The sequence below is a fragment of the Chthoniobacterales bacterium genome, assembly GCA_039930045.1.
In the GTDB taxonomy this organism is placed as follows: Bacteria; Verrucomicrobiota; Verrucomicrobiia; order Chthoniobacterales; family DASVRZ01; genus DASVRZ01.
In genome coordinates this window covers 104,774-128,397 of the sequence record JBDSQB010000003.1, presented here as the reverse complement: position 1 = coordinate 128,397, position 23,624 = coordinate 104,774, and the positions used below count along the sequence as shown (strand labels likewise).

The following is a 23,624-nucleotide window of genomic DNA, read 5'->3' as shown; positions in this document are numbered from 1 at the left end:
GCAGGTAATACAGGTTGCTGGCTTGCTGGCGACACCCCGAATGCCTATAAATTTCTGCATTCACCATGTCAAGCCCACTTCCCTCTGCCGCCAATCCCGAGTTTGCCGGAGCCCAAGTCTTGGTTACGGGCGCGGGCGGTTTTATTGGAAGCCACCTTTGCGAATCACTCGTTCGCGCGGGCGCAAATGTTAGGGCGCTGATTCGTTATTCGTCTCACGGCAGCATCGGAAACCTGGCTTTTTTACCGCCCGATATTCTCTCGCAAATCGAAATTGTCGCCGGAAATATCGAGGACTCGGAATCCTTGCAACGGATGTTTGAAAACTGCACCGCTGTCTTCCATCTTGCGGCTCTCATAGGCATTCCTTACTCCTATCACGCGCCCCGAAGTTATTTGCGTTCTAACATAGAAGGCACTTTCAACGTCCTCGAAGCCGCCCGCCGTGCCCAGATTCAGAGGCTCGTTATCACCAGCACCTCGGAAGTTTATGGCTCGGCGCAACGCGTGCCAATTGACGAAACGCACCCATTGCAAGGCCAGTCGCCCTATTCCGCCTCGAAAATCGCCGCCGAGAAGCTCACCGAAAGTTACGTTTGCTCCTTCGGCCTACCCGCCGTCACGGTTCGTCCTTTTAACACTTACGGGCCTCGCCAATCAGCGCGGGCGATCATTCCCAGCATTATTTCTCAAGCGTTGCACAGCCCGGAAATTCGCTTGGGAAATCTGACCACCACCCGCGATCTCACTTTCGTCACCGACACTTGCGACGGGTTGCTCCGGGCGGGGCTCGTGCCCGACATCGATGGGTTGATTTGCAACCTCGGCGTCGGTAAACGCATCGCCATCGGCGATCTGGCGAAACTCATCCTCGAACGCATGAACCTCGAAAAACCCATTGTCCTTTCCTCTGATCGCCTGCGCCCTGAAGGCAGCGAAGTTTTGGATTTGGAATCCGACAACCGCCTTGCCCGCGAACGTCTTGCCTGGACTCCGCAAATCAGCCTCAGTGACGGAATCGACCGCGTGATTTCTTTTCTTCGCACTCAACCCGCGCTCGCCGACGCGAGTCGCTACGCTGTCTAAACCCATGCAAGCTCTCCTGCTCGCCGGCGGCAAAGGCACCCGGCTCCTGCCCTACACGACGATCATTCCAAAGCCGCTCATGCCGATTGGCGATATGCCAGTGATGGAACTCCTCGTGCGCCAGCTTCGCGCCAGCGGAGTTACAGAGATATTAGTCGCTATCGGCCATCTAGGCTCGCTGATCGAGGCTTTTTTCCAAGACGGGACCGCTTTCGGAGTTTCCATTCGCTATCTACGCGAAAATCAGCCGCTTGGCACCGCAGGTCCACTGACTACTGCCCTGCCCGAATTGGGTGAAGATTTCCTGGTGCTGAACGGCGATTTGCTGACTACGCTCAACTTCGCAAAATTGCTCCAAGCCCATCGGGAGACGCAGGCCGACGCCACGGTTTCCGTCTTTCCGCGCGAAATGAAATCCGAGTTCGGAGTCATTGAGCAGGACAACACCGGGCTGCTCATCGGTTACCACGAAAAACCCGTGCAAACCTTCGTCGTGAGCATGGGTTGCTACGCCTTTCGACGCACCGCCCTCCTGCCGCATCTCAAGCCCGGCGAGCCGCTCGACATGCCCGCGCTCATTTTGCGCCTGCACGACGCGGGAGCGAACGTCCGCTGCCATTCCCAAGCCTGTCGTTGGCTCGATATCGGCCGTCCCGAAGATCACCTGTTGGCGAACGAATGGTTCGCGGAATACCGCCACGAATTTCTCCCTTTAGAAACGTGAAACGAGCCGTGGTGACCGGTGGCAGTGGCTTTCTGGGGCGGAAACTCCAGGCCCAACTGCGCAACGAAGGCTTCTCCGTGACAAGCATTGGGCGCACCGAACTTGGCGACGCCACCCAGCCAGTCAATTGGAAGACACACTTAGTCGATTCGCAGCCCACAGTCATTTTTCATCTCATGGGCACTTTTCATGCACCCGATGAAGCTGCTTTCGACGCGGCTCATTGGCATCCGACCCTGGCTCTTATGCAAGCCTTGACCGATCTGGCGTGGAACGACATCCCGCTTTTTCTGCTTGGCAGCGTGGCGGAATACGGACTCGTCCCAAATGAACGACAACCTATATCAGAGGCAGAAATTGCCCAACCCGTCAGCGCCTACGGTCGGAGCAAACTTCGCGTCACAGAGATGGCTCGCCACTCCCAGTTACGAGTCACTGTCGTCCGGCTTTTCAACGTTTTCGCCGCCGACATGTCCATTCGACTCATGCCTGGTGCCGTGCTCGCACAATTGGGAAACGAAGTCATCCGCACCGGCCCGCTCGACCGAATTCGAGATTTCCTCCACGCCGACATCGCCATGCAAGTCCTCGCCCGACTCGCCCAAACAGATGGCAACGAAAAAATCATCAACCTCTGCAGCGGCCACGGCTGGAACCTGCGGGAAATCGTCGAGATCCTCGCGCAGGGAAAGCATCCCATTATCGAAACCCCTTCCGCTTCTGCGTCCGACGTTCGTTGCTGCATCGGCAATAACGACCGTCTGGCCAGCCTCATCGGCTATCGTCCCGCCATCCCCACCGCCGAGGATTTTACCCGCCTGCTGTTCCTGTGAAATCCCTCCAATCCGCCTAAGCTTCCCGATCCGGTTATGGTGGCAGTCTGAAGGGTATGGAAGTGAACTGCGTTGCCTTCCTCCGGCTTTTCTGCTCTACCAACCAAGAATGAAATATCCCCCCTTTGAACTAAAATTCCTATTCTTCAGCATGGCAGCGTTGGTTATGGCTTCCCTCCAAGCCTCTGGAGAGCCAGCCCATTCGCTCACAGTCGGCGAGGGATTTGTGAACCCGCTGGGTTTCCACGATTGCAAGCCGGTCTTCTCGTGGCAATTGCCGGACGGTGTCAAAAAACAAACGGCTTACCATATCGAGGCGAGAGCAGGGGACAAAACTTGGGATAGTGGGTGGGTGAACTCCGACCAATCGTCGTTTGTTCCCTACGGCGGAGCCCCGTTGAACTCGCGCCAGCAAGTCGAATGGAGGGTGAGTTTTCGCGACGAAAATGGCCATGAGTCCAGCCAGAGCGAGTTCGCTCATTTCGAGATGGGATTGCTTTCTGCGCTGGATTGGAAAGCCCACTGGATTCGGCCCGTGGATATGCCACAAGTGCCCCAAGTGGAATGCAAAGTGGCCAGGGCTATTTATCGCTCCAAGGCACATCCCGAACTAGCTCGGGATGTTACCGATATAGTCCAGAAGCAACCGGGCGCGTTTACCGTTGGCAATGAGACGTTGGGCAGCGATCCCGCTCCCCATGAAGTGAAGGAACTAAGACTGAACTACACGATCAATGGTGAGGAAAGAGCCGGCGTTTACGATGAGAAAAAAGTGGTGTCCCTGCTACCTGTCCAGCACGTGGCCGAGTCAGTCGGCGTGCTGCGCCGGAGTTTTCCCGTAAACAAGGCCGTGGCGCGGGCGCGAGTCTATGTGACGGCGCGCGGGTTGTTTGAACTCGAACTCAATGGCGAGAAAGTCGGTAGTGACCACTTTGCCAATGGCTGGACGTCTTATGCCAAGCGTCTCGATACCCTGACTTACGATGTCACCCGTCAACTACGCCAAGGAGACAACACGATCCAGGCTCTGCTCGGCAAGGGCTGGTATGCGGGGCGCATTGGCTACGATAGCCGCAAGCCCAATGGACGTTACGGAGAAATACCCGAGTTGTTGCTGCAGTTGGAAGTGACGTATCAGGATGGCTCCAGCGACATCATTCCCTCGGATGAAAAATGGGAAGGCAGCCATGCCGGCCCCATCGTGTCGTCCAGCCTTTATGATGGCGAAGACTACGATGCGCGGAAAGTGATCACGGATTGGAAACCTGTCGTGACGGAAGCCGATCTCGGCAAGGAACAGCTCACCCCGAAGCCCTTTGCGCCTGTGCGGGAGAAGGAAACACTCGCCGTGCAGGCCATCACGGAGCCGGTGCCGGGTCACTTCATTTTTGATCTTGGCCAGAACATGGTCGGCTGGGCACGCATCAAACTTCCGGTGGCAAAGGATCAAACAATCCAGATTCGCTTTGCGGAAATGCTTCTGGCCGACGGCACGCCTTACACCGCCAACTATCGGAGCGCCAAATCCACAGACTCCTACACCGCAGCTACGAACGGCATCATCGAATGGCAGCCGCACTTCACCTTCCATGGCTTCCGTTACGTGGAACTCTCCGGTCTCCCTGCCGGCGTCCACCCGCAAAAGGATTGGGTGACTGGCGTTGTGCTCCATTCTGATCTAACTCGAATTGGAAAATTTGAATCCTCCCACGCCAAGCTCAACCAGTTGCAAAGCAACATCACTTGGGGCTGGCGGGGAAACTCGCTCGACATCCCCACCGATTGTCCGCAGCGCGACGAGCGTCTCGGCTGGACCGGCGATGCCCAGGCGTTTTGTCCCACCGCGATGCTAAACTACGACTGCCTCGCCTTTTTCAAGAGCTGGCTCGGATCCCTGCGCGACGATCAGTTGCCCGACGGCCGGATTCCCGATGTGGTGCCCGAGATCGTCGGCTCCACGGGCAGCCCCGGCTGGATGGAGGCGGCCACGATTATTCCCTGGGAAGTGTACGTGCGCACAGGCGATTGGCGGGTGCTGGCCGACAACTTCGACATGATGGAAAAACTCGTCGGTTGGTATCGCAAGGAATCCGTTAATGGCATCACCGATAAGATCCAAGGATATGGCGACTGGCTTCAGCCTTATACGGAAAACATGAAAGGCGACACGCCCTTCGCATTTCTCGGAACCGCTTTTTATGCACACGATGCGCAGATACTGGCCGACGCCGCCCGTGTGCTGAAACGCGACGCCGACGCCACTCGCTATGCCGAGGAAGCGGCCGCTGTGAGGCAGGCGTTTCAAAAGCAGTATTTCGATGCCGAGGGCAAATTGCAGAATGCTCCCGAGACCCAGACCGCCTATGTGCTGGCGCTTGCCTTCAACTTGGTTCCTGCCGAAGCCAGGGAAAAAGCAGGTGCCAACCTCGCCCGTCTCGTGGGCGAAGCGGGAGATCATTTGCGCACGGGCTTTTTGGGCACTCCTTACCTCGCCAAGGTCTTGGACGACACAGGGCATGGCGACCTCGCCTATAAGCTGTTGTTTCAGGAAACGTACCCGTCGTGGTTCTATCCCATCAACCAAGGGGCAACGACCATGTGGGAGCGCTGGAACAGCTATACCAAAGATAAGGGCTTCGGCCCCGTGAGCATGAATTCCTTCAACCACTACGCCTACGGAGCCATCGGCCAATGGATGATGGAACGCGTCGCCGGTCTAACGGTCGATCCCGCAAATCCGGGCTTCAAACACTTTTTCGTCCGGCCTCTCATTGGAATGCAACTCGACTCAGCCCGCGCCGAACTCGACACACCCTACGGCAAAGCCTCCAGCGCCTGGACGAAGAAAAGCGGCAAAGTCGCCATGGACATCGTCGTTCCGCCCAACACCACCGCCACCATCGCATTCCCTGGTAATCGAGCGCCCGAGACTGTCGCGGCTGGAACTTACCACTACGAAGAAGACCTCAAATAACATTCGTGCCTAAGTCCCGCGCCCTCCAGACAAAGGCGAGAACCCCCGCATCTAGTCGTCATGGACATGGCACTCCCGGCCACGTGCTGGTCTAGTTGTGCGGGGCGGTTAATGCCGGTCCCATGGACCTGATTCGACCGCAACTCGAATGGCTATAGATAGGCCGACCTAATGGGGCAATGTCGGGCACATCCTCTTGGATGCGGAACTTAGAGGGCGTCGCAAAAGTCACTTTGGCTTCCGCTCGATGGGTAGGGACGAGCGGCCCGCTCGTCTGCACCGTGCGGTCCAAGGACATGCGAGGCCGCATGTCCCTACCTGTTGCGGAAATTTTTAGACGCCCTCTTAGGACCAGACGACGGCGGGAGACGATTTCAAGGTATGGATTTTGCCACAAAACTTGAGACGGCGGATGTCGCGTTGGGAGCCAAGTTAGCCTCCCGTCGCGATGAACCTGCGATAAAAGCGGCAGGCGAGGCGAGCCAGATCGGGGATCAGGGTCCGCTCTATGCCATCTCCACCGCATTATTGCTCTGGGGAATCTGCACGAGGAATCGGCGGTTGAGCGAAACCGGAGTGACGCTGCTCGCAGCGGTGGCGGCTGCGGATGCGGGCGAAAGCCTCACAAAACGACTGGTGAAACGCACCCGCCCCCATGTCTTGCTGGACGAGGGCCGCTACGAAAGTGAAGAGGGGGGCTCACCGCAGAAGCCGGAACAATCATTTCCGTCGGGTCACATGGCGGGCAGCGTGGCATTTGGCCGCGCCTTGTCGCGCAGCTATCCGGGTGCGGGCGCGGCTTGCGGGGTGGCATCGCTCGCGATGGGCTGGAGCCGGGTGGCGAAAGGCGCGCACTGGCCGCTCGACGTGGCGGCGGGAATGGTCGTGGGACTCGTGGCCGAAGTGGTGACGACTAGTCTGCTACGCGGGACGAACCTGCTGGCACCAGCGAAACGCACCACCTTCGTTGAAAAGCTTCAGGAGAAATTCTCGCGGTGGTGGTGATCGGGCCGTTTCTCAGCCTGCGCAACGATATAAACTTGTAGCGGCGGTCGATGACCGCCGAAAACTTCTTTGGTTCTGGAAGAGACTTCCTAGATCAAAGAAATGATTTCTTAGGTTAACGAAGCGACATCTTAGGTTAACGAAGCGACATCTTAGGTTAAAGAAGAGACTTCTTTGGTTAAAGAAGAGACTTCCTGGGTTAAAGAAGAGACTTCTTTGGTTAATGAAGCGACATCTTGGGTTAACGAAGCGACATCTTGGGTTAAGGAAGAGACATCTTGGGTTAACGAAGCGACTTCTTGGGTTAAGGAAGAGACTTCTTGGGTTATGGAAGAGACTTCTTGGGTTATGGAAGCGACTTCTTGGGTTATGGAAGCGACTTCTCTGGGTAAGGGAAAGACTTCCCTAGGTCAGAAACAGTTTCGCCGGCTCAATTCAGGCCAACTCGACAAGAATGCCCGCACTCCATCAGGAAAGTTCGACAACGCGGGCTTTTCCTCTACAAACAGTTGCAACTCATGGCTGACGGCGCTTCCCCCATCGACACGTTCATTGCCTATTGGTCCGCCGCCGAGGCGTCAGAACGGGCCAATGCACAGCCGTTCCTGATCGGTCTGGCCGACTTGCTCGACGTGCCTCGACCCGACAACTCACACGCGGGCGGCTATTCATTCGAGTTCCCCGTTCGCATTCCCACCGGACCGGGCACTTATTCCGATGGGCGGATCGATCTTTATCGGCGCGGCTGCTTTGTCTTGGAGGCCAAGCAATTCTTCGCTCCAAAAGCTGAGCAGACTGACCTAGATCTCGTTGCCATTGCTTCCGGTGCCGCCGTTGCCAAAAAGAAAACCGGCCCCATCCGTGGCAGCGACGCCTGGGACGACGCCATGATTCGCGCCCGTGGACAAGCCGAACGCTACGCCCGTGCCTTGCCCGCCGAGGAACCCGCCCCGCCCTTTCTGCTCATCGTCGATGTGGGGCACAGCATCGAAGTTTACGCCGACTTTACCCAAGCGGGGAAAAGCTACCTGCCCTTTCCCGACCCGCGCACCTTTCGCCTGCGGTTGGAGGATCTGGGCGATGAGAAAGTCCGCGCCCGCCTGCGTGGCATCTGGCTGGAACCGCTCGCGCTCGATCCCTCGAAAGTCAGCGCCGAAGTCACCCGCGAGATTGCCGGTTATCTGGCCGTGCTGGCGTCTTCGCTGGAAAAAGCCGGGCACGCGCCGCGCATCGTCGCCGAATTTCTCACCCGCTGCCTCTTTTGCATGTTTGCCGAGGACGTGGGGCTTTTGCCCAAGGATAGCTTTCGCGGATTGCTCGAAAGCCTGCGCTCATCGCCGGAGGGATTCGTTCCCAAGCTTCGCCAGCTCTTCGCCGAGATGCAGACGGGCACGGATTTCTCCGTCATTCTCAATAAGAAGCTGCTCCGCTTTAACGGCGGCCTCTTTGCAGACGCCAGCGTGCTTCCGGTGGATGGCACCCAGCTTGGCATTCTCATCCAGGCAGCGGGCAAACAATGGAAAGACGTCGAGCCGGCCATCTTCGGCACCTTGCTCGAGCGTGCGCTCAACCCCGAGGAACGCCATCAACTCGGTGCCCACTACACGCCGCGCGCCTACGTCGAGCGGCTGGTTCTGCCCACCGTCGTCGAACCGCTGCGAGCCGAGTGGGACGCGATTCGTGCGGCGGCTCTCGTCCATGCCCAACGCGGCGAACTCGCCAAGGCGCGAGCTGAGATTACCGGGTTTCATAACCGACTCTGCGAAGTCACCGTGCTCGACCCGGCCTGCGGATCGGGAAACTTCCTCTACGTCGCCCTCGAACATCTGAAACGTCTGGAAGGTGAAGTCCTCGATGTCGCCGCCGGTTTCGGCGAAAACCTCCTCCTCGATCTCGCCACCCACAGCGTCGATCCGCATCAATTCCTCGGAATCGAACTCAACCCCCGCGCCGCCTCGCTTGCCGAGCTGGTCCTCTGGATCGGCTACCTGCAATGGCACTTCCGCACGAGGGGCCAATCGTTGCCCGCCGAGCCCGTCCTCAAGAAATTTCGCAACATCCAATGCCGCGACGCCGTTCTCGCATGGGATGGCGACCCCCAGCCCGCGCGTGACGAGCAGGGCGAAGTGATCACAGTCTGGGACCGGCGGAGCCAAAAAACCGACTTCGTCACCGGACGCCCCGTTCCCGACGAATCAAAACGCCTCCCCCTTCTCACCTATCCAAATGCCCGGCCGGCTGGTTGGCCTAAGACGGATTACGTCGTCGGCAATCCGCCTTTCATTGGAAACAAACGGATGCGCGATGCTCTCGGCAGCGGCTACACTGAGGCGTTACGTACAGCGTATCCGAGCGTCCCGGAAACTGCGGATTTCGTTATGTATTGGTGGGAGAAAGCAGCGACGCTCACCGAAAGCGACGCGCTCCGCAGGTTCGGGTTCATCACCACGAACAGCCTTCGGATGATTTTCAATCGGGGAGTGGTGCACTCACATCTCAAGAAGCTATCACTAATCTTCGCAATTCCTGATCATCCGTGGGTGGACACCGCAGAGGGTGCCGCTGTCCGGATTGCGATGACGGTGGGTGCCGCGGGTGAGCTCACCGGCGAACTGCGTACGGTCACCGTCGAGGAGCCGCTTGAAGACGGTTCGGCCAAGGTAGCCTTTGCTGCGATAATTGGACGCATTGCGGCTGATCTCAAGCTTAGTGACAGCGGCCAAGCTGCAATGGCACTCAAAGCAAATAAAGGTATGGCATTCACCGGGATGTACCCGCTTGGGCAAGGGTTTGTCTTACTACCGGAAGAAGTCTCGGCTGCTTGTGGAACCGATGCGGAAGCGGCGACGGTGGTTAAGCCGTTCGTCATCGCTAGAGACCTCGCGCAAGTGTCGCGGAAAGCACGGGTTATCGACTTCTATCCTTTCGAGCAGGAAGACGTGCGCCGCCGATTCCCAAGTCTTTTCCAATGGGTTCTCACGAGAGTAAAGCCTGAGCGAGACGTTAACCCGGTGGAAGAGCGCCGACGTAACTGGTGGCTATTCACCCGACCTATACCCGCGCTTAGGGGTGCAGTCTCCAGCCTGAATAGATATATTGCAGTTCCACGGACGGCTAAGTGGTTCACTTTTCAATTCGTATCAGCAGAGACTCGCCCGGACACCTCAGTTGTCGCGATTGTGACGGACGACGCGTGGATTCTTGGCGTCCTGTCGTCACGAATTCATCTAGCTTGGGCAGTAAGCATGGCTGGCAGATTAGGAGTCGGAAACGACACTCGTTATCAGCATCAGGAAACCTTTAACCCCTTCCCCTTTCCCGCAGCTGACGAAGAGACGAAAGCCCGCATCCGGTCATTAGGCGAGGAATTGGACGCGCACCGCAAACGTGTCCAGACGCAACACCCCGGCCTCTCGCTCACCGCGATGTATAACGTCCTCGAAGCCCTCCGCGCCGGAAGGGCCCTCACCGCCAAGGAACAAATCATTCACGACCAGGGCCTCGTCTCTATCCTCCGCCAACTCCACGACGAACTCGATGCCGCCGTCGCCGCCGCCTACGGTTGGCCTGCCAATCTACTCGACGCCGAAATCCTCACCCGCCTCGTCGCTCTCAACGCCGAACGCGCCGCCGAGGAAGCCGACGGCCAAATCCGCTGGCTCCGCCCCGAATACCAGGCACCCAAAGGCGCCACCACGCAAACCGGCCTGGCCATCACCACCGCCGCCGTTGCCACCGCCAAAACCAAGGTCGGCAAAACCCCGTGGCCCAAACCCTTGGCCGAACGCGTGCAAGCCGTCGAACGCGCCCTGCAACTCGCCGCCGCCCCCGTCACCGCCGCCCAACTCTCCAAACACTTCCTCCGCGCCAAACCCGAAGACCTTGCTGAAATCTTGGAAACCCTCGCCACTCTAGGTCGTGCGCATCGAACTGGAGAGAAGTTTTCATTTTAAAAACTATGCCAACATCACCAATATCCTCACAGATGAAACGAATTCACGAGTCGCTACTAACATCTCGAGTTGCGATCGAATCAGTGTTTTACGAGGCGCTTTATCATGCGCTTTCAAAAAGCGAACCCTTACAAGCCAAGCGGCCCGGTGAAGTGAAGACACTCATAAACTTTTTTCTGCAACTGCCGACGATGCAGGAAACCCTCAATGCAGTCTTGAGTCGCCACCATATAAGCGCCGAGCTGAAAGGAGTATTCTGCCATAAAGCAGGAGCGTCTGGGCCGGTAGTTGACTTTGATATACCAACTACAGGTCCTGGATGCGAGTTATGTGACTTACTCGTGCTGGTAACATACGAAGGGGACGACGGCGAATTAGCATTAGGCAATGCGTGTTTTCTCCAAGCTAAGGTGGAGCGTTCCGATTTATCTTCCGGCGTTTCGACAATGCGCCAGCGGAAGCTTTATGAAGAAGCACCGACTTTTCGATTTAGAAATTCAGGAAACTATTCGCTTCCGAACTTTTCCGATAGCACGAGCGGACACCGCACGATGCCTGGGGCAAAAAGCAAGGGGTTCTGCTATTGGGCGTTCATGGATGGACACCCAATGCCAAACTGGATGCTAAATACATCTACCGTCACAGAACCCTTGAATGTCGATGCTCCAAAGAAGGATTTATCATTTGGGGGCGCAATGTTTGACCTCATGACCGGCCAGTTTGGGATTAAAGTTGATCCAGTTAGCTCTACAGAGTTCGCGTGGAATAGAATTGTCCATGATGTGGTGTTGCGAGCAATGAGTGAGGCGTTGAGATGCTCAAGCGGTATAATTGCTGTGAAAGATGTTCCTCGGATTGCCCGAGAGGGGAGGGCTCTTCTGAGAGAAGCACTACATGCTGAACTAGCGCTCGTTTCCAATCCGTTTGTGAGTTTGGCAGATGCGTTTAATAGCCCGCAGCTCAAAGAGAGTGCCGCATCATACGTTAAGGAGAAAAACAAGATTTCAAAAGAACGACTCGAAAAGATTCTGCTGCACGAAGATGATGAAGGAGGTGAGCCACCGGACGAAAAGCAACGGGAGTTCCCCGCAGACGGAAACGGGGGCGGGTCATTTATTCACATCAACCTCAAGGTCGCGGAAGGTCCAACGAGAACTGTTCCGAATGGACGTAAGATAACTTTATAAATTTTTTCTTTTCCACCATGCTCTGGACCCCAACCCAACAATTTCACCCTTGGCCTTTTGACAAAGAGGCTGAACTTGAAACGACCATCGCCGAGGTAAAGACGGCGCTTTTTGGTGAGAGTCGCATCTATCTCGAAGTGAAGAAGCTGATTGGCGAGCGGGGCAAGACCCAGAACATTCCCGACGCCTATTTGCTCGACCTCTCCAGCCCCCGCAAGCCTGTGCTCTATCTGGTGGAAGTGGAATTGGCGCGGCACGATCCACTCCGGCACATTGCCCAACAGCTCTTAAACTTCTCCCTTTCCTTCAAAAGCTCGCCGCAAAAGATGAAAGGCATCCTGCGCGAAAGCTTGCAGAAGAACCTGGAAGCCTTGGCGCGATGCGAGGCTTATGCGACGGCGAATGGGTTTAGCAATATCGACTATCTGCTGGAGCAAATGATTTACCCCGACAATGCGTTTAACGCGTTGGTTATCATCGATGAGCTGGAAGAGGAGTTGGAAAGCATTGTGCGCAGTTCGTTGCGTTTTCCTGTTGAGACATTGGAAGTAGTGCGGTTCCGTTCGGCCACCGGGGAGGCGATCTATCAGTTTGAGCCGTTCCTCTATGATCTCAGCAAGCAAAGCGTGACGGTGGCGGCGGAAAGTGGGAATACTCCTGCGATTGACCCCGCGGAGATCGATACCGTGGTGGTGTCTGCCAGAGAGGATGGATTCAAGGAGACCTTCCTGGGCGAAGATCGCTGGTATGCCATCCGCATTCATTCCAGCATGATTCCCAAGCTCCGTTATCTGGCGACGTATCAAATCGCTCCCGTATCGGCGATCACCTACATCGCGGAGATCGCATCGATTGAGCCTTGGAAAGATTCTGGAAAGTATGTGCTTAACTTCAAAGAGCCTGCGAAGAAGATAGGCCCATTGCCTTTGGTTTCGGGCGGAAAGGTAAGTGCGCCACAAGCACCGCGTTACACGTCTTCAGCCCGGCTCACCAAGGCGAAGACTTTGGATGATGTGTTTTAGCCTCTCGCAGACGGCGACAGAGACAACAGGTGGAGTTTCTTAGTATTTCAAAAACGTCGTCACGGGGACGCCGGGGAGTTGTTCGTGGCCGTTGAGGGCGGTGAGTTCGATGAGGAAGATGGCTTCGACGACGATGCCGCCGAGTTGGGCGACGAGTTTGCAGGCCGCACCCGCGGTGCCGCCGGTGGCGAGGAGGTCGTCGATGAGGGCGACGCGTTCGCCGGGCAGAATGGCGTCGTCGTGCATCTCGATGACGTTGCTCCCGTACTCCAATGTGTAGGAATGGCTGAGGCGGGTGAAGGGGAGTTTGCCCGCTTTGCGCACGGGGATGAAGCCGACTCCGAGCGCGTAGGCGGCGGCTGCGCCAAAGAGGAAGCCGCGCGCGTCGATGCCGACGATCTTTTGCACGTTCGACTCGCGGCATTTCGCCACGAAGAGGTCGATGGAGGTGCGGAAGCCTTTTGGGTCGGCGAGGATTGGGGTGATGTCCTTAAACTGGATGCCCGGCTGCGGAAAATCGGGGATGTTGCGGATGAGGCTGTAGAGGAAGGAGATGTCGTCCATGGGAGAAAGCGGAAACTTGAAACTAGAAACCCGAAACTTGAAAGAGGAAAACGAACGGACTCCCTTCAAGTTTCAGGTTTCTCCCGGTCTCCCTTGTTTTTTCACCCACTCCGCTTCAAATTGATCCTCCCTTAATTCATGGATCGTCTCTGGCTTTTACTCTCCACCCTGTGCTTTCTGGTGAGCTTCGGCTACACGGTGATCGCTGTGCGCGGCGGACGGTTTCTGCCAACCCGCTTTAACTTCGTCGCGGTCGCCGCCGGGTTTCTCCTGCAAACGACGTTTCTCTATCTGCGCGGCCAGGCCATCGGACGCTGCCCGCTCACGAATCTCTTCGAGGTCTTTATCTTCGTAAGCTGGTCGATGACGCTCATCTACATGATCGTCGGCCCGGCCTACCGGCTGTCGCTGATGGGGGCGTTCACGTCGCCGGTGGTGTTTCTCATTCAAACCATCGCGCTCCTGCTGCCCATCGATCAACCGGCGGCGCTTCGGGGAAAAGTGAACCCCTGGGTCGAGTTTCACGCGTCGTTTTCGATCATTGCCTGTGGCGCGTTCCTCCTCGCGGGCGTTGCCGGGGTGATGTATCTCGTGCAGGAACGGCAGTTGAAACGCCATACGCTCGGGTCGTTGTTCTATCGCCTGCCGCCGGTCAGCCAGTTGGCGATTGCGAATCGACGGCTGGTCTTTCTGGGCTTCATCCTGCTCACACTCGGCATCGGCGCGGGATTTTTCATTCATCCGCTGCCCAATCCACTGAAACTCGGCCTGGCCGTTTTCATCTGGGTGATGTATTCCGCGATCCTCTGGGGCCGCGGCTGGAAAGCACTCGCGCCGCATCGGCTGGCGACAGCGTCGGTGGTGGCGTTTGGCATCGTGCTGGCAACGCTTTGGAGCGTGACCCTGCTTTCGGGAGGCACTCCGAAATGAATCTGACTTGCATCGGAGTGAGCCATCAGACGGCCAGTGTCGAGGCACGGGAACGCTTCGCCATCGATCCCCTGCAAACGTCCGCCGCGCTCCAGCAGGCGCTCGGGCTGCCGACGGTGTGCGAGGCCGTGGCGCTCTCCACTTGCAATCGCGTCGAGTGGTATGTGGTGTCGGAGAGTGGGAAATTTGACGCGCTCAGTGTGCTCAAAGTCCGCTCACCGGTCGAAGCCAACGACCTCGAACACATTTACCAGCATGACTTCGAGGACACCGTGCGGCATTTGTTTCGCGTGGCCAGCGGGCTCGAATCCATGATCGTCGGCGAGACGGAAATCCTCGGCCAAGTGAAGAAAGCCTACGCCACCGCCGTGGACGCGCAGGCGACTTCCATCTGGCTGAACAAGCTTTTCCAAAAGGCGTTTTCCGTGGCGAAACAAGTGCGGAGTCAGACCGCGATCACGCGGGGCAGCGTCTCAGTCGGATCGGTGGCCGTCGATCTGGCGGAGAAGATTTTTGGGAATCTCGGCGGCTGCCAGGTGATGGTTCTCGGCGCGGGCGACACCAGCGAACGCACCGCCAAGGCGCTCGCCAGCAAAGGCGTAAAAAGCGTGATCGTCTCCAACCGCAGCCACGACCGCGCCGTCGCTCTGGCGGGGGAAATCGGCGGCCGCGCCCTGCATTTCGACGAATGGGAAAAGGAATTTGCCACGCTCGACATTCTCATCAGCTCGACGGCCGCGCCGCATTTTGTCGTCACTCGGATGCAACTAGACGCCCTCATGCGCACTCGCCCGGAACGTCCGCTTTTTCTCATCGACATCGCCGTGCCACGCGACATCGAGCCATCGGTCAACGACATCGACGGCGTCTATCTTTACGACATCGACTCGCTCGAAGCCATCGCTCGCGAGTCACTGGAAATCCGCCGTCAGGAAATGGTCGCGTGCCAGCGGATCATCGAGCATCACGTCGCGGAATTCGTCGCCTGGGCGCGGCAGCGGGGAATGTTTCTGCCCGCGTCCGATGCTCCATCGGCACCCGTGGAAACGGTGAAAACAGCATGAGGCCATTCATCATCGGCACCCGCAATAGCGCCCTCGCTCTCGCTCAAACCCGACTCTTCGAGGCGGCGGTGAAAGCGGCATTTCCTGAAGTCGCGGTCGAGGTTCGCGAGATCACGACGATCGGCGATCAGCGGTTGGATTTGAGTCTGACTGACGCCGCGGGCAAACTCGACAAGGGGCTTTTCACCAAGGAACTCGAGGAGGCGCTGCTCGATGGCCGAATTGACGCGGCGGTGCACAGCCTGAAGGATTTGCCGACGATGCTGCCCAATGGATTGGAACTCGCCTGTGTTTTGCCCCGAGCCAATGCGGACGACTGGCTGATTTCCAAAGTACCGGGCGGTTTTGCGGGCTTGCCGAAGGGAGCCAAAGTCGCGTCGAGCAGCGCGCGTCGTCAGTTGCAACTCAAGTCGCGCCGGGCGGACTTGGAAATCGTCGAGATTCGCGGAAACGTGGCGACACGACTGCGCAAGCTTGGGGAAAATCCCGATTGGAGCGCCACTGTTCTCGCCGCCGCCGGGCTGGAACGCCTGGGGTTGGTCAGCGAGGGAAAAATCACATCGGAGTCGCATTGTTTTCACGTGAGTAACCTCACTCCGGAAGTCACGCTGCCGGCGGTCGGGCAGGGGGCGATAGGAATCGAAGTCCGCTCTGGGGCTTCGGAGCACGAGGTTATTTTGCAAACGCTGAACCACCTGCCGACGTGGGAATCGGTGACGATGGAGCGGGCATTGCTGAGGGCGCTGGGCGGCGGTTGCCAAATGCCGCTGGGAGTGCGTTCTTATCAGGTGGACAATGAATGGATGCTCGAAGCCGTGTTGCATCGCGATGGCAAAGAATCCCTCGCCAGCGGACGCGACATTGAGGATCTCGTGGCCCAACTTTTAACCTGACATGCAAACTTTTCTCGCTCTGCTGGTGGTCGCGCTCACGGTCGTCATTTTCACGATCCGCTGGTGGCAGAACCGCAACAAAAAAGGTTGCGGCGGTGGGTGTGGTTGTAGCGCCAAGACAGTTCTGAAGCGTTAGTCAGGAAGTTTTCGGGAGCGCACGCGTCCCGCGTGTTCCCTTTTGCGTCTCGCGAAAGGGCTTTGACGCAGTGGCCATCTGAAACAGCTTTGAGGCGAGACACCTCAAAGAACACGCGGGACGCGTGCGCTCCCGAAGCAACAAAACGGGCTGCGAAGTTTCCTCCGCAGCCCGAGTTTGAGTCTTATCTGGCGAGTCGGTTAGCGATTGTCGTCGTCTTTTTTCTTCTTCTTGTTTCGCTCATCGCGCGCGGCGTCGCTGGAAGGCTGCGGGGCGCGTTCGCGGCTTTGTTGCACTTGCGGACGGGGCTGTGGACGAGCCTCACGTTGTTGCGGGGCTTCGCGCCGGACTTCAGGACGAGCTTGACGCTCCGGTGCGCTTTGGCGCCGAACTTCCTGGGCCTGTTGCTGACGGATTTGTTGCTGACGCTGCTGCGCTGCTTCCTCTCGTTGAGCACGGGCTCTCGTAGCTTGCGCGGCCTCGTCCTGACTGGCGCGCCGGGCTGCTTGCTGACGTGCCGCGTCTTCATTCTGTCGGGAGGCGTTGGCGGCCTCGCGACGTTTCAATTGCTGCTCACGCTCAGCGCGGGCTTGGGCATCGGCCTGATTGGAACGAGTCCGTTCAGCTTGCTGGCGCGTGGCCTTCTCGCGTTCGCGTTGGGCTAGTTCCTGATCATTGGACTGATTGCCACGACCCGAAGGTGTCTGCTCAGCGGCCTGTCTGCGGCGGGCGGCGGCTTCACGCTGGCGCGCCTCATCGGCATTGCGGTCGGGAGCGGCACCGGGGTCTGGCCGTGGATTGTGATTCTCGCGAGTCTGGGCGTTGCCTTTGTTTTTCTGATTTTCCCGGAACGCCTGGGAATGTCCGTTCGCGTCTGTTTTCTCCGGCTTCGGATCGACCACGGGCTGACGATCATCACGCGCCACGTCGGGGCGTTTATTCGGACGCATCGGCGGCTGCCGATCGGGCAAATCCGCCACTTGTTTGCGGCGGGCTTCCGTCCGCAACGCCTGGACGACCGACCTGTCGCGATTCACCGGACCGCGGGTGCGGCCCTTGTTTTCCTCGCGAATCTTCGCCCGGATGCGCTCGGCCTGCTTGGGATCGCGCACTCCCGACCACCCGTGCTCGGTCTGGACGCGTCCGAGACTGGCCTTGATGTTCCGAGGCCGGAGCTGCCGTTCGACGGGAACGACCGCTGGCGCAACCACCGTTAGGCGGCCATTTCCGCGATGGGCAAAACGGTTGTCGCGGGAATTATCCAGCCGGGTGATCCGCTCCAGGCGCAGCCGCTCGATGGGCCGTTCGCTGCGGCGGTTGATGCGGTCGAAATCGGGGCCACCGTTATACACGATGTTGTCGCGATAGGTGATGTTCGTGATGTTCGTCGTCTGATTGATGATCGTCACGTTTTCCGAACGATTCACGATCACCTGCCGGAGCGAAGGCGACCCGAAACGGCGGCACGAGGCAAAATGATAATACTCCGGCCCGATGTCGTAATCCTCGTCCACATCGCTGCCGATGGAAAAGCCGACGCTCACCACCGCACGAGCGGGCAGGGGAGCCCAGCCCACATATTCATCGCTCGAACGCCAGCTCACCCAGGCTGGGCCCCATTCGTAGCCGGGCACCCAGACCCAGCCGCGGTCGCGGAGATTCGCCCAGCGTCCATAATGATACGTCGCCCAGCCGAAAGATTCGTAGGAAACCCACGTCCAGCCCGCGTCGGTGTAAGTCCAGTAACCATCGGTGTAAGGGCTCCAATCCGGCCCGACATCGCGCGGTTGCCAGCAGTAGCCGTAGTCGTCGGCTTCAAACCAATCGCCGTCGTCGGCCAGCGAGTCATAGAAGAAATCAAGCGTGACTTCCGCCTGCGCCCGATGCGCGCTGAAGACAAACAAAGTGACAAGGAGGGTGATGAGGATTTTTTTCATTGGGGATGATAATTTAACGCATTTCCAAGCAGACTTCTGCAAGAACAATGCTGGGCACAAAACCATCGACTGCGTTGGCTTGCGGCTTATTCAACGGAATTTGAATGGCGTCGTTCGGCGGGTTGGCCTAAAGAGTAGCCTGCCTCATGCAAACCATCGTTATCGGCCACAAAAACCCCGACATGGACTCGATCTGCTCGGCCCTGAGTTATGCCGATTTGAAGCTGCGGCTTGGAGTCGAGGATGTCATTGCCGGCCGCGCGGGCAACACCAACGCGCGCATCGACTACGTGCTGGCAAAGTTTGGTTTCGAGCCGCCGGTGTTTTTCTCCGACGTGTCGCCGAAGGTGGCCGATGTGATGGTGCGAAATGTGGTCTCGGTGTCCGAAAACGCCTCGGTGTATCAGGCGGTCAACTCCATTGAAAAGAAGCACCTGCGCGGTCTGCCGGTGCTGGATAATGACGGGCGCTGCATGGGCTTGCTCTCGGGTTTTCAGATCAGTCATTACCTGTTTCCACCACGGGAAGAGTCGGCTTCCAGTCGTATTGTCCAAGGTTCCCTGCGCGACATGATCGACTCGTTCGACGGCCAGGTTTCTGTCGGTTCCGTCGATGACACAGAGGCCGAATATCTCCTGATGGTTGCGGCGATGAGCGCGAATTCCTTTCTGGAGCGCCTCGTTACCTATCGTGGTCAACACATTGTCCTCATCGTCGGCGACCGGCACGAAGTGCAAAAAATGGCCATCGCGGAAGGCGTCGCCGCCATCGTCATCACGGGCGATTTCTCCGTGCCGCAGGAAGTCCTCGATGCCGCCGCTGCGAAAGGCGTCGTGCTCATCAACTCCCATTACGACACCGCCACCACGCTGCTTCTGGCGCGCGGAGGCATCCGGGTCACTCGAATGCTCGACCGCGTCTTTCAAAGTTTCACGCCAGAGACGACCCTCACTCGTGCCCGCGAGCTGGCGACTCCGAGCAACGCCTTCGTGTTCCCGGTGGTGGATCACGAGGAAAAACTGGTCGGCATTCTTTCCAAGAGCGACTTCCTGAAACCCGTCCTGCGCCAGCTCATTCTCGTCGATCACAACGAAATGTCGCAGGCCGTCCACGGCGCGGAGCAGGTGCCCATCGTGGAAGTTATCGACCACCATCGCCTTGGCAGTTTTCAAACCGATGCGCCGATCCTTTTCTGGAACAGCCCCGTGGGCTCCACTTGCACCCTGGTCGCGCAAAGTTTTCGCACAAACAACATCACTATTCCGCCTAACATCGGCGGCTTGTTGATGGCGGGCATTATTTCCGACACGCTCAATCTCACCTCGCCGACCGCGACCGCGGTGGATCGCCAGATTTTAACGGAACTCGCCACCATCGTCGGCATTCAGCCTGCGGATCTGGCGGACCAGATTTTCTCTGTCGGCTCGCCGTTGCGCTCGCTCACTTCGGACAAAGTGATCCACGCCGATTGCAAGGAATACGTCGAGGCCGGACAGCGTTTCAGCGTTGCGCAGATCGAGGAACTCAACCTCAATCTGCTCCGGGAAAAACAAGCCGGTCTCATCAATGCACTGGAACTCGACTGCAAAAACAAGGCGCTGCTTTTCGCCGCCTTGTTAGTCACCGACATCAATACCCAGCAATCCGTCCTTCTCGTTTGCGGACACCCCGCTTATTTGGCCACGATTGATTTCCCGCACGTCGGCGATCACGCCTGGCGATTGGACGGCATTGTTTCCCGCAAAAAACAACTTCTGCCCTACCTCCTGCAATGCCTGCATCGCATGGCAAATGTGGAGTCATGAGTTGGTTGGGAACGAAAACCAGTTGGTTGGGAACGAAAACCAGTTGGTTTTGGGCTAAAGACGCACGCCCCGTTTCCGGCGGTGTGATGGCTTTGAACTTCGCCGCCGCGCTGCTGGTTCTCACCCTGCTTTTCTACTACGCCTTCCAGCAAAGCCTCGTCGCCTGGCAGGGCGAAGTGCTGGTAAAATATCAGGCCATCTTCTGGCGCGGCTGGTGGCTTACCATTCGAGTTTCAGCCGTATCACTCGTTTGCAGCACGATCTTGGGATTCCTCTGGGCGCTGGCGGGCCGGTCGCATTTTCTCCCGTTGAGAGCCATGGCCAAAATCTGCGTCGAACTCATCCGCGGCACTCCGTTGCTGGCGCAGATTTACATCTTTTTCTACGTCGTCGCGAACGCCTTTCAACTTAATAACCGCTTCATCGTCGGCATCCTCACGCTCTCCATTTTCAGCGGAGCCTACATCGCCGAAGTCTTCCGCGCCGGCATCGAAAGCATCGGTAAATCCCAACTCGAATCCGCGAAAGCCATCGGACTCGACCGCTGGCAGACGTATCGTTACATCATCATTCCGCAGGCGATTCGCGTGACTCTGCCGCCACTCGCCGGACAGTTTGCGTCGATCATTAAAGACTCCTCGCTCCTCTCGACCGTCGCCATCATCGAGTTCACCAAAAGCGCCGCCGACGTCGCCTCGCTCACTTACAGCAACCTCGAATGCTACCTGATGCTGGCACCCGGTTACTTGCTGCTCACCCTCCCCATTTCCCTCTGGACGCAATGGCTCGAAAAGAAACATCGCTATGAGACTTAGCCTCCGCGCTCTGGGCAAAAACTTCGGCGAACAACCCGTGCTCACGGGCATCGACTTGCGTTTCGACGACATCCATTCGCTCGCCTTCATCGGACCCTCCGGCGGCGGCAAATCCACCTTGCTCCGCATCCTTGCCGGACTCGAAATTCCCAGCACCGGCACAGTGGAAATCAATAGGGTCACGCTCAGTCACGACGAAGCGGAGTTGCATCGTTATCGCAAATCCGTCGGCACCGTTTTCCAGGCTTACAACCTCTTTCCGCATCTCACCGCGCTGGCCAACATCACCCTGCCGCTGGAGAAAGTTCACGGCCTTTCCACCGCCGATGCGAATGCCACCGCGATGGATTTTCTAACCCGGTTCCAGTTGGAGAAACATGCGCACAAACGCCCGGCAGAACTCTCCGGCGGACAACGCCAGCGCGTGGCGATCGCGCGGGCCATCTCGATCAAACCCAAATTGCTTTTCTTCGACGAACCCACCTCCGCTCTCGACCCCGAGATGACCGCCGAAGTCCTGGAAATGATCGAGGCCCTGCGCGACGAGGGCCGCGATTTCATCCTCGTCACCCACGAGATGGGCTTCGCTAGGAAAGTAGCAGATCAAGTCGTCTTCCTGGCCGAGGGCCGCATCGTCGAAAGCAACGCCGGCGAATCCCTCTTCTCCCACCCGCAAACCCCACAGCTCCAGCAATTCCTCGGTAGAATCCTGAAGTACTAGCAAGGTAGGGACGAGCGGCCTCGCTCGTCCGATAAACCCGATTGGGTAGGGACGAGCGGCCCGCTCGTCCGATCCCGGAACAAACGGACATGCGAGCCGCATGTCCCTACCTGAACAACCTACCTGTCCCTACCAACATTCACTCTCCACGATCCATGGCCATAATTTGGCCTCCTCCACTAAACCCGCTCGCACTGGATTCGCTCGAATATACGCGCTCTTTTCAGCACGACTTTCATCGCCACGCAGCCGATGTTCAAAGAAATCACGTTGCCACTCCAGGCCACAAGTCTTGGCCGTCAGACTTTTCCAACTCTGGATCGTCCGCCGCATACCGGGCCCGGTTTGCGGAAAAGAAAACAATCCGTGCAAGTGATCCGGCATCAGCACCACGAGGTGGGCATGCCAGTGTCCTGCTTTCTGGCGAAACCTCGCACTCTCCAACAGCGCCTCCCCTACACCTGCCATGCAGAGCTGATTCATCCCACGCTTTCGGCAGTTGATCGTAATGAAATAAACCTCCGCGCCGGGATCGATATAAGAAGGAATATCGTGCGGCAATCTGCGTCGCTGCGGCCATTCACTCACGCGGGAATCTTTTCCCATGCAAAGAAACAAAATCAACCCAAAAAGGTAGGGACGAGCGGCCCGCTCGTCCGATACGTCCAACCAACGGACATGCGGGCCGCATGTCCCTACCTGAACACATGTCCCTACCCAAACAAAAACACGCGGCGCCTTTCCTCCCGGGAAAAACCATCTCCCGTTGGGAAAGAGCGCCGCGTGGATTTATCGCTGGCACTGCTCTTTACGTCACGATCAAAGGCACCGGCGCACTCCAGTCACTCGTGCCGGCCGCATTGGTCGCATTGCCTTGGAAACAATACGATTGCCCCGGCGTCAAACCCGTAAACAACGTCGTCGCCGACGTGCTTTGCATCACACTCAAGTTCGTCTGAGGATCGGAAGCCAGAAAGCAGCGCCAGTTATAGACCTGGGCACCGAGCGCCACCAGCTTCATCACTACCGTGCCGGTATTCGGACCTGCGCCGATGCTTTGCAACACCGGAGCGGGCAGGATCGTCGAAGGCGTGCGCGTGCTCTTCTGCATGGGAAACCCGCTGCTGATGAGGATCGCCTGGTCATTCTTTCCATTGGCCTGCACATACGCCGCCAGGGTGCGCACACGCATGCACAGCTCACTGCGCTTCGCATTGCGAGCCGCCGTCAACGCCGTGCCGCCATCGGCCGCCGCCACGATAGCGTCCTTGAATTCCGTGTTCAGCGCGATCACTTCAGCGATGCCGGAATCCGTGGCCGGATAATTCGGATTTCCCGTGAGAGCGGACGTGATCGTGTCCACTTTAACGACTAACTCTGCATTGGAATCGGATCCCAGGAACCCGATCGATATTTTATTTATCATCTTAACCTTTATTTCTAAACTCCCGGGTGAACGAGGGAGAGTGCCTCGATTGCTCGCATCATGTCCGCAACAAGTTCCTAACCAAGCAGACTCCGCGCACCCCCGGCACATTCTCAAAATTGAGGACCGCACCCACACCCTATTTAGATGGAAAGTCGGAATAAAATTGCAAACAATTTTGCGAAGCAAAACCGCGTCGCAATTCTGCATAAAAATGTGAAGTCCCTATTATTTTTGAGAGGAGTTTAATCCCAATGTGGCCCATTTTGGGTTAACCAAGCCGCTTCATGGGTTCAAGAAGCGATGTCTTGGGTTCAAAAAATGTCTTTTTGGGTCAAACCCATCACGTCTTGGGTTCCAGAAGCGACATTTTGGGTTCCAGAAGCGACATCTTGGGTTTTGGAAAAGATTTCCTTAGGTCAAGAAGCGCCGTCTTGGGCGAAAGAAGCGCCTTCCTTGGTTCAAGTAGAGATGTCTTTGGGTAAGAAAGCGACGTCTTTGGTTCAGGAAGCGATTCCTTGAGTTTAAGAACAGGGTCCATCGATCTCAA

At 57.5% G+C, this 23,624-nt stretch carries 20 protein-coding genes; 16 read left to right on the top strand and 4 right to left on the bottom strand.

Features of this window, described 5'->3' with window-relative positions; translation table 11 throughout:
* Window positions 1-65 precede the first annotated feature (65 nt).
* The 8 genes from ABIT76_03645 to ABIT76_03610 all read left to right on the top strand — a co-directional run bounded on the left by ABIT76_03645 (window position 66) and on the right by ABIT76_03610 (window position 12,783).
* Entirely contained in the window at window positions 66-1,085 is a 1,020-nt protein-coding gene (locus tag ABIT76_03645) for an SDR family NAD(P)-dependent oxidoreductase (protein MEO7932234.1), read from the top strand.
* Window positions 1,086-1,089: 4 nt separating this feature from the next.
* Window positions 1,090-1,809, top strand: coding sequence for a sugar phosphate nucleotidyltransferase (locus ABIT76_03640; GenBank protein MEO7932233.1), 720 nt, complete (start codon window positions 1,090-1,092; stop codon window positions 1,807-1,809).
* Entirely contained in the window at window positions 1,806-2,642 is an 837-nt protein-coding gene (locus ABIT76_03635) for an NAD(P)-dependent oxidoreductase (GenBank protein MEO7932232.1), read from the top strand. Before ABIT76_03640 ends, ABIT76_03635 begins: the two co-directional genes overlap by 4 nt.
* A 166-nt stretch (window positions 2,643-2,808) precedes the next feature.
* A complete protein-coding gene (locus tag ABIT76_03630; GenBank protein ID MEO7932231.1) occupies window positions 2,809-5,616 on the top strand; it encodes a family 78 glycoside hydrolase catalytic domain in 2,808 nt (935 codons plus the stop codon).
* Between the two features lie 381 nt (window positions 5,617-5,997).
* On the top strand, window positions 5,998-6,621 hold the full coding sequence (locus ABIT76_03625) for a phosphatase PAP2 family protein (GenBank protein ID MEO7932230.1): 624 nt from the start codon (window positions 5,998-6,000) through the stop codon (window positions 6,619-6,621).
* Between the two features lie 518 nt (window positions 6,622-7,139).
* Window positions 7,140-10,574 carry a DNA methyltransferase gene (locus ABIT76_03620; protein MEO7932229.1) on the top strand — a complete coding sequence of 1,145 codons (3,435 nt, stop codon included), beginning with the start codon at window positions 7,140-7,142 and terminating at the stop codon, window positions 10,572-10,574.
* A gap of 32 nt (window positions 10,575-10,606) precedes the next feature.
* On the top strand, window positions 10,607-11,761 hold the full coding sequence (locus tag ABIT76_03615; protein ID MEO7932228.1) for a hypothetical protein: 1,155 nt from the start codon (window positions 10,607-10,609) through the stop codon (window positions 11,759-11,761).
* Window positions 11,762-11,778: 17 nt separating this feature from the next.
* Window positions 11,779-12,783 (top strand): hypothetical protein, encoded by a 1,005-nt coding sequence (locus ABIT76_03610; GenBank protein ID MEO7932227.1) that lies wholly within the window; start codon window positions 11,779-11,781, stop codon window positions 12,781-12,783.
* A 39-nt stretch (window positions 12,784-12,822) separates the two neighbouring features.
* Here ABIT76_03610 and ABIT76_03605 read toward each other — a convergent pair whose 3' ends face one another.
* Window positions 12,823-13,347: an adenine phosphoribosyltransferase gene (locus tag ABIT76_03605; GenBank protein ID MEO7932226.1), complete on the bottom strand. Its 525-nt coding sequence runs from the start codon at window positions 13,345-13,347 to the stop codon at window positions 12,823-12,825.
* A 138-nt stretch (window positions 13,348-13,485) separates the two neighbouring features.
* Here ABIT76_03605 and ccsA point away from each other — a divergent pair, with 138 nt between their 5' ends.
* Genes ccsA through ABIT76_03585 form a run of 4 tightly spaced genes read left to right on the top strand, consistent with a single transcriptional unit; the run spans window position 13,486 to window position 16,370 of the window.
* Window positions 13,486-14,277 carry a cytochrome c biogenesis protein CcsA gene (ccsA, locus tag ABIT76_03600; protein MEO7932225.1) on the top strand — a complete coding sequence of 264 codons (792 nt, stop codon included), beginning with the start codon at window positions 13,486-13,488 and terminating at the stop codon, window positions 14,275-14,277.
* Window positions 14,274-15,341, top strand: a complete 1,068-nt coding sequence (gene hemA / locus ABIT76_03595) for a glutamyl-tRNA reductase (protein ID MEO7932224.1) — start codon at window positions 14,274-14,276, stop codon at window positions 15,339-15,341. The genes ccsA and hemA overlap by 4 nt, the downstream gene beginning before the upstream one ends.
* The gene (gene hemC / locus ABIT76_03590; protein ID MEO7932223.1) at window positions 15,338-16,234 is read left to right on the top strand and encodes a hydroxymethylbilane synthase; all 897 of its coding nucleotides are present in this window, start codon (window positions 15,338-15,340) and stop codon (window positions 16,232-16,234) included. The genes hemA and hemC overlap by 4 nt, the downstream gene beginning before the upstream one ends.
* 1 nt (window position 16,235) lies before the next feature.
* The gene (locus ABIT76_03585; protein MEO7932222.1) at window positions 16,236-16,370 is read left to right on the top strand and encodes a FeoB-associated Cys-rich membrane protein; all 135 of its coding nucleotides are present in this window, start codon (window positions 16,236-16,238) and stop codon (window positions 16,368-16,370) included.
* Between the two features lie 200 nt (window positions 16,371-16,570).
* Here ABIT76_03585 and ABIT76_03580 read toward each other — a convergent pair whose 3' ends face one another.
* Window positions 16,571-18,307 (bottom strand): DUF6600 domain-containing protein, encoded by a 1,737-nt coding sequence (locus ABIT76_03580; protein MEO7932221.1) that lies wholly within the window; start codon window positions 18,305-18,307, stop codon window positions 16,571-16,573.
* A 146-nt stretch (window positions 18,308-18,453) separates the two neighbouring features.
* Here ABIT76_03580 and ABIT76_03575 point away from each other — a divergent pair, with 146 nt between their 5' ends.
* Genes ABIT76_03575 through ABIT76_03565 form a run of 3 tightly spaced genes read left to right on the top strand, consistent with a single transcriptional unit; the run spans window position 18,454 to window position 21,648 of the window.
* The gene (locus tag ABIT76_03575; GenBank protein MEO7932220.1) at window positions 18,454-20,112 is read left to right on the top strand and encodes a putative manganese-dependent inorganic diphosphatase; all 1,659 of its coding nucleotides are present in this window, start codon (window positions 18,454-18,456) and stop codon (window positions 20,110-20,112) included.
* Complete coding sequence (locus tag ABIT76_03570) at window positions 20,109-20,927, top strand: amino acid ABC transporter permease (protein MEO7932219.1); 819 nt, start codon at window positions 20,109-20,111, stop codon at window positions 20,925-20,927. Before ABIT76_03575 ends, ABIT76_03570 begins: the two co-directional genes overlap by 4 nt.
* Window positions 20,917-21,648: an amino acid ABC transporter ATP-binding protein gene (locus ABIT76_03565; protein ID MEO7932218.1), complete on the top strand. Its 732-nt coding sequence runs from the start codon at window positions 20,917-20,919 to the stop codon at window positions 21,646-21,648. The genes ABIT76_03570 and ABIT76_03565 overlap by 11 nt, the downstream gene beginning before the upstream one ends.
* Before the next feature lie 129 nt (window positions 21,649-21,777).
* On the opposite strand, the gene ABIT76_03560 is transcribed toward ABIT76_03565, so the two are convergent.
* Window positions 21,778-22,254, bottom strand: coding sequence for a hypothetical protein (locus ABIT76_03560; GenBank protein ID MEO7932217.1), 477 nt, complete (start codon window positions 22,252-22,254; stop codon window positions 21,778-21,780).
* 202 nt (window positions 22,255-22,456) lie between these two features.
* Window positions 22,457-23,074: a fibronectin type III domain-containing protein gene (locus ABIT76_03555; protein ID MEO7932216.1), complete on the bottom strand. Its 618-nt coding sequence runs from the start codon at window positions 23,072-23,074 to the stop codon at window positions 22,457-22,459.
* 303 nt (window positions 23,075-23,377) lie between these two features.
* Between ABIT76_03555 and ABIT76_03550 the strand changes: the two genes are divergently transcribed.
* Entirely contained in the window at window positions 23,378-23,596 is a 219-nt protein-coding gene (locus ABIT76_03550; GenBank protein ID MEO7932215.1) for a hypothetical protein, read from the top strand.
* Window positions 23,597-23,624 lie beyond the last annotated feature (28 nt).